Genomic DNA, 13,664 nt, shown 5'->3' on the forward strand with positions numbered 1-13,664 from the left:
TCTAGTGTGTTTGGAATTTTATAGAACAATGAATATGAACGTGAATATATTCATGATTTGAGAATGGAGTATAAAAGACAGTGTTTCACAATTGATGATCATTCATTGTCTGCTATTGATGGGTATAGGCTGAGTTATTTCTATAATAAGAACTTATGTGACGTTTGGCCATCACCAGACTGCATTAAACGTTTTAATTCGGTCTTTTGTTCTTCACTCAGGTGTTTAAATTGCTCAAAAAGCTGTTGAACATTTACTGGTAGATTGGGTTCGGGTTCAAGCAAATCCTGTTCAGCGCTTTTGGGAACTTCTTTGAGCAAGTTTGCATAAATATCTTGGTATTCTTGCCATACTTTATTGTTCTGAATTTCATAAAGCTTTTTATTATCCAGTTTAAAACATTGATATTCGTCGGCTTGCTCAAGCAGTTCTTCATGACTGGCTGTGGCAATGACCTGTAAACGAGGAAAGGCTTGATTTAAACGATCGAGAATTAACTGAAGGCCAAATTGGTCTAAATCAACATCAATTTGATCAATCAGTAAGATGCCTTCACCTTCTTCACAAGGATAAAGACTTAAAGGATTGAGTATGCACATACGACGCACCAAATCACCGACTAAGGCCAGCCAATTTTTAACCGTATTCGACAGTTGTGAGTAAGTCAGACTTTGATTTTTATAAGTGACCATCAGTTGTAATTTGGGCTGATACTCTAAATAGAGATCTGTGACTTCAGGAAGGACAATACTCAAGCTTTGCTTTAAGGCTTTTAAGCTGGGTGCATGTAACTGAGCACGGGCTTGAAATAAAATACTTTGAAAATCCTCATCGCTTTGATTTGAAGATTCTTTTTGCGCTAAAACACTTTGAAAAAGTTGTGCGATTTGTGCATTTTCAATATCACTGATTTCGCGAAACCATTCGAAAAATCGTGCAAAGGTGGTATATGGAATCGGTACTAATTCATAGGCATTGTGCGCTTGTAAAATAATAGGATTATTTTTATTGAGAATATTCACTTCATTTACAAATCGTTCAGCAGGGTAGTAGGCAATTAAAGGTAAGCCTTGAACAGGATCTTTTTTGAGCACCAGATTATAACGTTCTACCAATTGTTCGAGTTGTACTAAGTCAACTTTGCTCAGACCAACACCAGAACTATTTAAGGTTTTATATAATTGCCAATGACAAGTTTGCGGATCTTGTTCTGCTGTTGCAGTGCTTTCTGCGAGTTGACCAAACTCTATTGGGAATTTGATTTTAACATCTATTTTGGATTGCACTCGATCTAACATAATGTCTTGGTCGAGCATCACCACACCAGGTGTGCGCAAATCTTTTAAACGTGCAGGAAACCAAGTCAAAGCTTGGTAAATATTTTTAATAATTGCCGTTTTTCCACTGGCTTGTTCGCCAACAATTAAACTGATTGGTTTGTTTTTATAATTAAAATCTATTTTTAAATCAGCAAAATGGTATGTATGGCGAAAATGAATTGCTGCTAGTTTCATAGGATACCTGAAAATTGACGGACAGCATAAAAAGCTGTTGATATTTTCACCTTGCGATTTTTTTCGCTGATACAGATGAACTGCTCAAAACCCTTATGCTGTTGCTTTATTTTTAAATGGCGCTTTTACTTTCAATTGTTGCACGAGATCATAGATGTGATGAATATTTAAGCTGACCTTTGCCCGTGTACAGGCAACATATAACAGTCTTAATTCTTCATCGCTGATTTTATGTTCTAAACCGTTTATTTTAAATTGGTAATCATCTTCGATATGTACACGATTCCATTCTAGCCCTTTGGCTTTATGTGCAGTTGAAATCACATAATCAGCTTGCTCTATTGGGGTTATTTTAGCAAGTGCTTTTTTGAGTGGTTCCGTACCGTGATCGTCAACCAATTTGACTAAGGGTTTGATATCACTACCGTCATTGGTTTCACAGTATTCATGTACATCATGCCAAGAGTTAAACCAAGCCAGTTCAGGCACATCAACAACACGTTTACCTTGTTTAAGCAAACTTGCCGCATCAACAAAACGGTTGAGTTTTGCATGATCGGCTTGTAGTCCAACTTTATCGCCTTGCACGAGGCCAGAAAGAAGCAATTCCATTGCACGTGCATTGGTGCGACATAAAATCGCATCACGCATTTTAGTATGTGGTTTATTGACCACACTCGATTTCATTTCAGGATTGCCCAATAAAGGCACAGTTTCATCCAATGCACCGAGCAAATGATTGGCCACATCTGCAATCGCATCGCCAAAACGGAATGAAGTGGTTAAACGAGATTCAGGGAGTGGCATTTGTTGCATGGCATTGACCGCACCACGCCATGCGTAAATTTGTTGATGGGCATCACCGACATAAATCACTTGGGTATTACGCTGACGCAATAAAATACCAAGCATTAATGGATCAGCATCTTGAGCTTCATCAAAGAGTACATAATCTGCTGGAATAAATGGATCTGATAATGCCCAGAGTTTTAAATAAATATCATGACCTATACCAGCTTGATGATTGGTATCAATCGACTCTAACCAACGTCTTTCTACAGCAGGGTAAAGGTGTTTTTGTAAAGACTCGATATCATCTGCATGCAGCCAACTTGGTGCTTGGATATGACGTGGTGCTGGGTATTGTGAGCTGGTCGAGCAGAAATAACTTACAGCATTGGCAACTAAACTTGCCAAACGACTGGGCATTAGCACATATTTTTCATAACGCCCGCCCATTAAACGTCTAAGCGTGATGGGTTCGAGACGATATTCTTTGGCAATAAAACTGGGACTTAAACGCGGCAGACGTAATTTATCGGTGACTCCACGCGACACACTACGAAAAGCCAAAGAGTGGAAGGTGCGACAATCTACATTTTGATGAAATTTATTCTGTGCTTCTGTGGCAATTGCCTTATTAAAGGCCAAATACATCCCACGGCGCTCCGTCATCGCATCACTGATTAACTGCAAAGTCGTGGTTTTACCTGTGCCAGCATAGGCAATCACTTTAAATGATTGTCCTTTTTTCGCTTCTGCGATTGCAAAGCTTTGCTCAGATGTGGGTGTAAAAGAATAAGGCACAGTATTTATAAAATCTTATTAGCTTGAAAATTCAATATGGGACAGAGTATAGCAAAAATTGCTCAGCACTAGGGTGAAATCTAAAAAGATGTTATTTAAACGACTGTGCTAAGAATCTGCGGAGCGTATCCTGATCATTTTTATCATAATATGAGGTATTGGGGCTTTTGTCTTTAAAATGACTTAAAAGTGAAACTAGATTGTCATAACTGCTTTCTAAACTGAGCACGGGAAAATTCTAAAACATATTCGGATAAAGTTATGACAAATTCAGCCAGCCGACATACACGCCGTGAAGTGCTTACTTGGTTAGCCAGCATTCCATTTCTTCCACTTGGGGCAATGGCAACTTCAGCCACACTAGCAGGTTGTAACGATGATGATAAAAATACTGCAGTTAAACCACCGATCAATCCAGCTAAATTAAAATCTGCAACATTTACACCAATGGATGCACCAACATTGGCAAATGCAGCAGCAATGGCAACAACAACAGTTGCTTCTGGTTTAGCTGTAACTTGGGATGACAATAGTAAGACTGATTACAAACTTGCCTATAAAACCTTCTTCCAAACAGGCGATATGGTCAATGATGGAAAAGGTGGAAAGATCTTGGCTGGTGGTTATTATGATATTAAAAACCAACCAATTATCGATAAATCTGTGGCAGGCAAAGAACGTCAATTCTTTTCAGACTGCCCAGATGGTACTTCATTATTGACAGTGAAAGATGCCAAGGTTGATGGTGTAAAAGGCAACCCAGTATTTGCGGTGGTGCAATTTGAATATACCACTCGTGATTTAGCTGGCAATGATATGTATGGTAAATTGCCATCACCAATTGGGGTAATTTCACTGGATCAAGACCCAAAAACAGGTCATTTAACTTTAGTTAAATATCATAATGTCGATATGTCTAAAGCACATGGTTTATGGATTACGTGTGGTGCGAGTTTATCACCTTGGGGAACACACCTTTCAAGTGAAGAATACGAGCCAGATGCATTTGGTCAGGGCTTAGGCACTGATATGGCAACAATGAAAGCCTATAGTAAAAACGTCTATGGTGATGAAACCTCTGCAAAACCGTATAACTATGGACATTTGCCTGAAATTACAGTGAACAAAGATGGTACAGGTACTGCAAAAAAACATTATTGTTTAGGTCGTATCTCACATGAACTAATCCAAGTTATGCCAGATAATCGTACTGCGTTAATGGGTGATGACTATACCAATGGTGGCTTGTTTATGTTTGTTGCAGATAAAGAAAAAGACTTATCTGCGGGAACATTGTATGTGGCGAAGTATTTGAATGAGTTAAATGAAACCTCAACGGCACAAATTCAATGGATTAAGCTGGGTCATGCAACTAGCCAAGAAATTGAAGATTTGGTGAATGTTCAAAATATTCAACCAAGTCAAATCATGGAAAGCTTGGACAAAGATCCACAAGATGTAAGCTATACTAAAATTATTCTGCAAAAGAAAACCATTTGGGTGAAAGTTAAACCTGGAATGGAAAAAGCAGCAGCATTCTTAGAAACCCATCGTTACGCTGCTTTGATGGGCGGTAGTATGGCATTTACAAAAATGGAAGGCACAACAGTCAATGCCAAAGACAAAGTTGCTTATTCTGCTTTAGCCAATATTCAAGATTCAATGATCAAAGGCAATGCGGCTTGGGTCGATACGCATAACGTGTCATTCGCTAAGAAAATTTCAGCAGGTGGAATTGTTGCACATGATCTAGCAGGTTCTAAGAGTGATAAATCAGGTAGTCCAATCGTCAGTGAGTGGGTGCCTTATCAATCGCATATGCTGTTAATCGGTAAGGATATTGATGCGGCTGCTGATCCACTAGGTATTGGTAACACTTCTGATCCAAACACGATTGCAAGTGCAGATAACTTAAAGTTCTCTGAAACATTCCGTACCTTATTCATTGGTGAAGATAGCGGTAACCATGTGAATAACTACTTATGGGCGTATAACGTAGACACCAAGAAATTAGATCGTATTCTTTCTTGCCCAGCAGGTGCTGAATCTACAGGTTTACATGCAGTCGATTCAATCAATGGTTGGACTTATATTATGAGTAACTTCCAGCATGCTGGGGATTGGGGTTCTTTACATAGTAAGGTTCAAGCAACTTTGGATCCTTTGATTCGTGCAAATTATAAAGATCGTTTTGCAGCTGCAGTGGGCTATTTAACAGCAGACCCAATTGCACCTTCGGTTGAGAAAAAATCTTCTTAATTTCAATTTTGAATAAAAAAAGGCAGCGAAATTTCGCTGCCTTTTTTATAAATCCCAAATTAATGATCTCGATTGGCTTTTTCAACTAGGCCAGAAAGCCCTTGACGACGTGCAAGTTCGTTGAGTACCAATTGCACATCCAACTCAAAATAACCAAGCATCACAATGGTATGGAACCATAGATCTGCAACTTCATAAATCAGATCATTTTTATGATCTTCACACGCTTCAGATTTAAAATCTTTTGCAGCAATGATGGTTTCAATACTTTCTTCACCAATTTTCTCTAAGATTTTATTTAAACCTTTATGGTAAAGCTTTGCCACATAAGAGGAATCTGGATCAGCTGCTTTACGTTCAGCCATCATTTTGCCTAAATAACCCAAGACTTCGACTTGTTCAGCCTGCGCATTGGAGCTATTCATGGCAATAGTATGTGGATTCGATGAAGGTTTTTCACCGTATATTGCATTTGGATCTTTTAATTGTGCATCGACAATTTCCCAACCCGTTGCAGTGAGCTTGCGATAGAAGCAAGACTCTCGACCTGTATGGCAGGCGATTCCGCCATGCTGTTCAATTTGTAAGACGATAACATCTGCATCACAGTCTAAACGGATTTCGTAAACGGTTTGAAAATGGCCAGACTCTTCGCCTTTAAACCATAATTTATTTCGTGAACGAGAAAAATAAACACCCTGCATTTTTTCAGCAGTCAGTTGTAATGCTTCACGGTTCATCCATGCCACCATCAAAATACGTCCAGTTTGATGATGCTGTGCAATAGCAGGAATAAGTCCTTGTTCGTTAAATTTTACTTCATCGAGCCATTGCAGATTGTTCATAGGATTTCACCAAGTTATAAAAAGAAAGAGCGCTACGTTGACATGGTAGCGGTTGTATAGTGTACGTTATTTCCAGCATTTTAGGAAAATATTGATTATGGATTGAGTCGAGATTAAAACGCTTGTTCACACTTTTAAATTACAGAATTAGCAACTTGAGTGCACATCATTTTTCCCTTGCCAAGGATGATCGAGCAATATCCTCATACTTCATTTGGGTAAATATACCCGATTTTAATCCCGACACTGTGATTGCCATTTCTTTACGAAAATAAGGGATACGGTACATCCATGAGAAGCTTAGATCTCGTAAACCGCCTGCCCACCAAAGATCAGATTGGTATAGGGGCGTCAGTAAGCGGCTTAAAAATTGATAGAATGCAGATGAGCTTTTGCGATGTTGGTGATAGCACTGCCATAGCTTTGCATAATCGATCGTTTGATTGTTTCGGGCAACTTGGACTGCTTGTCCCAAAGCCCATGCATCTAAAAGCGCCATATTTGCACCTTGTCCAAGCTGTGGGCTCATTGCATGTGCAGCGTCTCCAATGATACCGATGCGACCTTGACCAAATTTAGACAGCACTACATCACGATAATGGGCAGAAAGCCATTGTTGCTTTTCTTCAGGATTGGCGATTACTTGTTCTAACCATTCTGCTGCGGGCTTCCAGCGTTTGGATAGCGCATTTAACCACTCAGCACGGGCTTGTTGATGAGGCAAAAAATTTCCAAGCTGATCGGTTGGAAGACTCCAGAAGATACTGGAAAGTCGTTGCTTGGGCTGAGAGGGAATTGCGCCTGTAGGTAAGATTCCCATCATGATCTTGGAGCGATCATAAAATTGGTGCAAAATTTGAGTATTAAGCTGCAAACATTCAGGCACAATGGTCCATTTCGCGCCCCAAGGGTAGGCTTGATCGATTTTAACCCATTCGATTGGTCTTAATTGGCTTCGCGCACCATTGGCAACAATAACGCTATCAAAGACTTCATCAAAAGACTCACCATTGACCTGACCTAAAACTCGGATTTCATCTGCTGATTCTTTGAGTTTTTCAATATCGGCATTCATGTGCCAAGTGATCAGTTCAGGAAATTCATGGCATTTATTTTGCAAAACATGACATAAGCTTGCTCTATGAATGCCTAAACCATAAAAATCGGGATGGGCTTGGGCATAATGACTATCTACCAGTTTAAAGCCATTGGCGAGTTGTCCCTCTAAGCCTGTGACCATTGCACCGAGTTTAACCGCATCATCAAGCACACCTAAGTGCTCAAAAACTGCAAGTCCAGACGGTTGAAGCAATAAGCCTGCACCGACAGGTTCAAGCTCAGATACTTTCTCAAAAATAGTAACTTGTATATTTTGTTGTGCGAGTAAAATTGCTGCAGCAAGCCCTGCTGTTCCTGCACCGACGATGGCAAATTTTGGCGTTTTAGTTTGATTCATTATTAGAGTAAGTGCTTTGAATGATTTAAATTTAACAAAAAGCAGGGAATTAACAAGCAGTAATTTGAATCAAGCTCTTTTTTACTAGGGTCTGTTGACAATTCGTCTACGTTTGCGACGACGTGTGTTTTTTAGGCAATACTAGGCGCGAAATACGAAATTTAGTCATTCTAAATAAGTAGTTCGTAACGACGTAGTGGCAAAAAACACGCTAGTCCCGAAGGGTTGTGGCTAAAATTATCTCAATACGTTATGAAACTCGGAAATAGTCCCGCTATTCTCTTCGTTTCCTGCTTTACGACGTATACCTCTCATGCTCAATTTTAACCTACAACGCAAACCATTTATGAAATGTCAACAGACCCTAATGGATCTTAGCCAAGAATCAACGCCTATAGGCGAGACCAGATACGGATTAAATTCAGTGCAAAATAAATGATTTAAAGCTTGAGCCATGACTGACATGGCTCAGGCTGATATCTCAAGTCATTGAGAATACTGTTGTGATGTATTTAAGCTGTTGAAAATCAAATTTATTCACCGCTGGATGAGGTGATCAATGGGGGTAATAATTATAAATCTAGCATCACTTCAGCAAAATTTTGTTTCTCCACTATTTCTAAAAATTCATCACCTAGTCGCTGACTTTCTGCTACAGACTGCTTCCACAATTGTTTTCGCTTTTGATCATCCAGACCTTTCATCACAAAATCTTTACGATCTGGTAAACGTCCTAAAGGTAAAGATTTTAAATAGTCTTGAGAAGGCGAGATCAGTAAAGTCCGTGCTTGGTTTGCAGGATTAGCTGTGCGAGATTTAAACATTTTGTCAAACCAGCCTGGGATGATACTGTCGGAAAAATGTGGATATAAAACAATCCCTTTACTCTCAAAAGGCAAATCGATGTGATAGTCGATCAAACCACCATCTCGATACGCGCCTTGTGGCGCATCGGCAATATTTTTTACCGCAGGTGTAACTGCGGGAATCGAACCTGAGGCCATCAACCAATCCGCAACATTGTGCTGATTAAAATTTAAATAATGGGTTTTAAAAGCATCATCCTGAATTTTAAATTGTGGGAACTGAGCAGGTTGACAAATGACTCGCTGCATAAATTTATTCAGATGGTTTCTTGAAATTGCATTACTGCCGATAATGCCGAGTAAGGAACTATATAGTGCAAGCTTTTGATCACTTTGAAATAAATGTTCTGCTTTGGCTGCGATAATCGTAAGGTGATATTCGGGATGTTCGACCAATTTTTGGCTGTGTTGGTCTAAAATGCTGTACAGCATCTCGCGAGATATTTTCTCAATCTCTGCAATGGTCATCTTTTTATGAAAGGGCAAGTTGATATATAACTCCGCCAAACGCTCAGGACCGAGTTGTTCACCTTGCGCTAAAATTCCAGCAAAGCGCCATGCACCAACAGATGAACCAATTAAAAAACGTCGTTGTTTGGCACGCTGTAGAAAATCACCGAAAATCGCCTGATCCAAGCCCATTAAACCAATGCCTTTGGGGCCGCCAGCTGCGCCAGGAATCATATCGACTTGATGTGCAGATAAGCCTTCTTGTTGTATGTGTTGTTTGGCGAGTGAGCCTGCACGTAAGGTGATTGCTGCAGGGCGTTTTTGTAGAATTTGGGTCATGATTTCACTCACTCAAACGAATATTTTTTATTTTAGAGTGCGTGATAGATTGAACAATGGCGAGAGCTGTCACTCGGTGACTTAGCAGTCATAGCCAAAAAAGCCTATTCATTGAATAGGCTGAATCGCGTTATTTGGCAATCCGCCAAACTGCTAAAACAGTGGTCAAGACAATCAAAACAATTGAAATATACCACGGTGCAATGATTGCAATAGAGAGCAAAATCGCCATGATGCTACCGAAAATCCAGCTACGTTTTTGTTGCTGTTCCACCTCTAAACGCATCATTTGCAACTCATGCAGTTGTTTGGCATGCCATGCAGATTGATTTTTTAAACCATTTAAGCTGTCAACCATCAAGGTTGGGAAATCCTGTGCACCTAAAAGTAAGTCAGGAATTTTCTGTCCTAACTCTTTTAAGTTCTTCTGAGGATTCATTTGTGCTTTTACCCATTCGGTGAGAATCGGTTTTGCCAGCTTCCAAATGTCGAGTTCAGGATATAAATCGGTACCTAAACCTTCCACATGTACCAGTGTTTTGAGTAATAACATCAATTGTGGTGGAATTTCTAAATGGAAGCGACGCGCAATGTCCATGACTTGAATCAAGATACCCGCAAAGTCCAATTCATGCATCGGTTTGGACACCATTGGTCCAACAGTGCGACGCATTTCACGGGATAGCGCATCTTGATCGGTACCCGGTGGAATCCAGCCCGCCTGATGCACAATTTGAATCAGTTGTAAGAAATCGCTGTTCATGACCGCAAGCAACATACGTGCAACGGTCATTTGATCTTGTTTAGATAGCTCACCCATAATTGCACAGTCAAGGGCAATATAACGAGGGTGGCTTGGATTCAAGGTTTCAACAAACACGTTGCCGGGATGCATATCGGCATGGAAGAAATTGTCACGAAATACTTGTGTAAAGAAAATCGTTAAACCCTTTTCAGCAAGATCTTTACGATCCATCCCAAGCTTTTCAAAGGTTTCAATATCTGAAATGGGAACGCCTGTGATCCGCTCAGCAACCATAACATCCTTGCTGTCCATGTAGACTTCAGGCACATACATCATGCTTGAACCCGTGAAGTAATGACGCATACGACGGGTATTGTCTGCTTCTAACGTAAGATCCAGCTCATTTAAAATCACTTGACGGTAGTTCTGGATGATTTCAGACAAATGCACTGCACGAGCTGCTTCAAGCCGTTTTTCTAAACTTGCTCCAAGCCATTGCAGAATTTCAAAATCCTGTAGAATCTGACTGCGAATATCTGGACGAGTGACTTTCACCACCACTTCACGACCATCATGGAGCGCAGCAGTATGGACTTGTGCAATAGATGCAGCAGCCAAAGGTTGCTCATCAAAACGGGCAAAAATTGTAGAAATATTGGCTTTCAGTGATTGCTCAATACGCGCTTTTGCAATATTGACCTCGAAGGGTTTAACCCGATCTTGTAATAAAACCAATTGCTGTAAAATTTCAGGTGGAATTAAATCACGACGCGTAGAAAGTAATTGCCCCAACTTAATTGCTAAAGGCCCCATTTCTTCTAATGCTTCTTTAAGCTTGAGCGGATTTTTACGTTCTTTACTAGACCATGCCGCAGGGTGTAAGCGAATTAAAGCTAAAGCATGCCGAGCTTTTTCAGGTAATTCTTCCGCAGGGACCAGTGTGTCGAGTCTATAGTGCGCGGCGATGCGCCAAAGTTCGAATAAACGGGCAATATGCGGAATCATATATTAAATTACCTGATCTTGATTTTGAGTAAAGTGAGATTGAAGTTGCTGAATTTTTGCTTCAAGTCGGTCAATATTTTGGTTCAGTTGACGGGTATCTTGTTGCAGATCATCCATTTGCCAACGTGGAGCCAATACACCCGTATCTTCTTTTAAAAAGTCTTCTACAAAAAATAAATGACTTTGCAGTGAGCGTTTGAGATGCTTTGGCGCCAGTTGTATTTTGCCAATTTCATGCGCGAGTGCAGGACCAATCCACGGGCTAAGCTGTGCTGCCAAATCAGGCTCAAGCTGTTGGACAATATTTTGAATATCCTGTAACAGATGATAATCACCTTGTAGAGGAATATTGCCAATATCATCCGCAACAAATAATTTAGCCAATTCAACAACATTCTTTACATGTAATGTTGCTGTGGCTTCTGCAATCGCAACATTTTTGTCAAAAGGGCGTTGTTCAAAAATTGAAGGTGTTTCGCTTTTACCAGTCACAGTCGGTTCAAGACGGATTTTATTTTGATCAAAGTAAACATCGACAGAAAGCTGAGGCGTATCCATCACGACACGTAACAGTTTGCCTTGTAACTGATTAAATTGGATGCGGGTAATTGCATCCAAATTAATAAACTGATTGATTAATCGTTCAACTGCACCGAGTGCCAGAATTGACCACATAATTCAACCTTGCTTGTTATATCTTGGGGAAATTACAGTTTAAAGCCACGGTGTACCGCCACAATACCACCGGTTAAATTGTGGTAATCACAGTTTTGGAAACCAGCATTTTCCATCATACCTTTTAAGGTGCGTTGGTCTGGATGCATACGGATAGATTCAGCCAAATACTTATAACTTTCCGCATCATTGGCAACAACTTTACCCATAAATGGTAAAGCGGTGAATGAATAGAAATCATATAGCTTTGAAAATGGTTCAAATACTGGTTTTGAGAACTCAAGTATCAGTAAACGACCACCTGGCTTTAATACACGATACATTGCTTGGAGTGCAGCATCTTTATCAGTCACATTACGTAGACCGAAGCTGATGGTGAGCAAGTCAAAACTATTGTCTGCAAATGGCTCTAAGGTTTCAGCATTGGCCAATACAAAATCAACATTGGTACAGCCAGCATCAATCAAACGATCACGACCAACATTCAACATGGACTCGTTAATATCGGATAAAACCACATGACCTGTTGGACCAACTTCACGGCTGAAAACTTTGGCTAAGTCACCTGTACCGCCTGCAATATCAAGCACGTGCTGACCACGACGGACACCTGACATATTGATCGCAAAACGTTTCCAGAGGCGATGAATACCAAATGACATTAAATCATTCATAATGTCGTATTTGCTTGCTACAGAATGGAAGACTTCAGCGACTTTTTGCGCTTTTTCTTCACTATTAACAGTTTTGTAGCCGAAATGCGTAGTTGCGCCAACATTACCTGTATTAGCACCACGTGGAAGGTTGTATTTTGGCACAGTCCCAGAAACTGGCGTATCTACCAGTTGTTGCTGCAAGGACTGTTGTTGACCTTGTGGAGTACCTTGCGGTAATGGTTCTGTTAGAAATGGACTCACTTTGTCTGTATTCGTTGCCATTTCAGCTGGGGCTGTAGGCTTTTGGTTTTCATTCGACATTTGAGTCACTCCTGAACACAAAAATGGGAAATTTTATATTGCTCTGCATAATGACAGATTCTGCATAATTTTGCAGTCCTCATCATGAAATTGTTATGAATAATATACAAAAACCGATCTTAGAGATCGGTTTGATACAGCCAGAAATTAAATTAATCCTGAAATGGATTGAGATCTCCAGCATGCACTTTTTCGACAATATCACGTTCTTTTAGGGTAAATGCATGGATAAAATCAGCTGCGGATTTCATCGGTTTCATCGCAATAAAACCTTCGCCAATAAAGTCATACATCAATTCAAATTTATATTTTATTGCAGTGCCTTTACACATTTTAAATGCAGTATGCATAATGAATGAACGCATGTATTTGTCTAGTGCACCACCCAAATCATCCAATAAACCCAGCTGTTGTTGACGGGCTTCTGCTTGATCTAGTTTCAGCAAGGTCAGTCGCATCATTTCATCATCAATCACTTGGTCAACAGGGTAATCCTTAAGTAATTGTGCCGCGACTTGCTCATCAAGTTGCATAGCAAGTACCGCCAATCCAACAGATTTTAAACCGGTCTTAATGGCATTTTCAGGGAGAATTTTTTCTGCTTTGTGCGCATATTTTAATAAACGTTCAATTTGTATCGCCAAATCATCAAATTCAGGCCCACCATATAAGCGGTTGATAAAATATTTTGCCATCAATTGATTTTCTTTTTGATTAAACAGCGCATGATGAGTCTTTTCAATACGCATTTTTAACCAGTCCTGCGCTTCATGCAGGCGTTTTTCTAGAATTGGGTCAGTGTGATAACTCAATTGTTGATATTGTTCTAAAAGCTGATCAAGTGCAGCAAGTTTTGACATATAAAAACTCTAGATTTCGTTTAGCAACAGCATAAAGGCAGTTGCTGCGTATCACTATGACAAAAGTTAAAAAACAATAGAGAAAT

General features: G+C 40.0%; 10 protein-coding genes. 1 reads left to right on the top strand and 9 read right to left on the bottom strand.

Annotated elements, in window-relative coordinates; all coding sequences use genetic code 11:
- Window positions 1-140: 140 nt before the first annotated feature.
- Together AC07WY_RS12515 and AC07WY_RS12520 are read right to left on the bottom strand one after the other, a co-directional pair.
- Window positions 141-1,514, bottom strand: coding sequence for an ATP-binding protein (locus AC07WY_RS12515; protein ID WP_494736461.1), 1,374 nt, complete (start codon window positions 1,512-1,514; stop codon window positions 141-143).
- A gap of 93 nt (window positions 1,515-1,607) precedes the next feature.
- Entirely contained in the window at window positions 1,608-3,101 is a 1,494-nt protein-coding gene (locus tag AC07WY_RS12520) for a UvrD-helicase domain-containing protein (RefSeq protein ID WP_004725463.1), read from the bottom strand.
- 261 nt (window positions 3,102-3,362) lie between these two features.
- Between AC07WY_RS12520 and AC07WY_RS12525 the strand changes: the two genes are divergently transcribed.
- Complete coding sequence (locus tag AC07WY_RS12525) at window positions 3,363-5,360, top strand: PhoX family protein (RefSeq protein ID WP_262087192.1); 1,998 nt, start codon at window positions 3,363-3,365, stop codon at window positions 5,358-5,360.
- A gap of 59 nt (window positions 5,361-5,419) precedes the next feature.
- Here the strand turns inward: AC07WY_RS12525 and hisIE are convergent, their stop codons facing one another.
- The 7 genes from hisIE to AC07WY_RS12560 all read right to left on the bottom strand — a co-directional run bounded on the left by hisIE (window position 5,420) and on the right by AC07WY_RS12560 (window position 13,578).
- Entirely contained in the window at window positions 5,420-6,205 is a 786-nt protein-coding gene (gene hisIE / locus AC07WY_RS12530; RefSeq protein WP_004816700.1) for a bifunctional phosphoribosyl-AMP cyclohydrolase/phosphoribosyl-ATP diphosphatase HisIE, read from the bottom strand.
- Between the two features lie 166 nt (window positions 6,206-6,371).
- Window positions 6,372-7,661 carry an FAD-dependent oxidoreductase gene (locus tag AC07WY_RS12535; protein ID WP_494736462.1) on the bottom strand — a complete coding sequence of 430 codons (1,290 nt, stop codon included), beginning with the start codon at window positions 7,659-7,661 and terminating at the stop codon, window positions 6,372-6,374.
- Between the two features lie 572 nt (window positions 7,662-8,233).
- Window positions 8,234-9,316: a patatin-like phospholipase domain-containing protein gene (locus AC07WY_RS12540; RefSeq protein ID WP_494736463.1), complete on the bottom strand. Its 1,083-nt coding sequence runs from the start codon at window positions 9,314-9,316 to the stop codon at window positions 8,234-8,236.
- A gap of 130 nt (window positions 9,317-9,446) precedes the next feature.
- The gene (locus tag AC07WY_RS12545; protein WP_105713844.1) at window positions 9,447-11,066 is read right to left on the bottom strand and encodes an ABC1 kinase family protein; all 1,620 of its coding nucleotides are present in this window, start codon (window positions 11,064-11,066) and stop codon (window positions 9,447-9,449) included.
- Window positions 11,067-11,069: 3 nt separating this feature from the next.
- On the bottom strand, window positions 11,070-11,741 hold the full coding sequence (locus AC07WY_RS12550; protein ID WP_262087189.1) for a ubiquinone biosynthesis accessory factor UbiJ: 672 nt from the start codon (window positions 11,739-11,741) through the stop codon (window positions 11,070-11,072).
- A gap of 32 nt (window positions 11,742-11,773) precedes the next feature.
- Window positions 11,774-12,718 (bottom strand): bifunctional demethylmenaquinone methyltransferase/2-methoxy-6-polyprenyl-1,4-benzoquinol methylase UbiE, encoded by a 945-nt coding sequence (ubiE, locus tag AC07WY_RS12555; RefSeq protein WP_315074938.1) that lies wholly within the window; start codon window positions 12,716-12,718, stop codon window positions 11,774-11,776.
- Window positions 12,719-12,870: 152 nt separating this feature from the next.
- Window positions 12,871-13,578 (bottom strand): DUF8198 family protein, encoded by a 708-nt coding sequence (locus AC07WY_RS12560; protein ID WP_262087186.1) that lies wholly within the window; start codon window positions 13,576-13,578, stop codon window positions 12,871-12,873.
- Window positions 13,579-13,664 lie beyond the last annotated feature (86 nt).

Source organism: Acinetobacter sp. GW821-FHT01C12 (genome assembly GCF_059422625.1).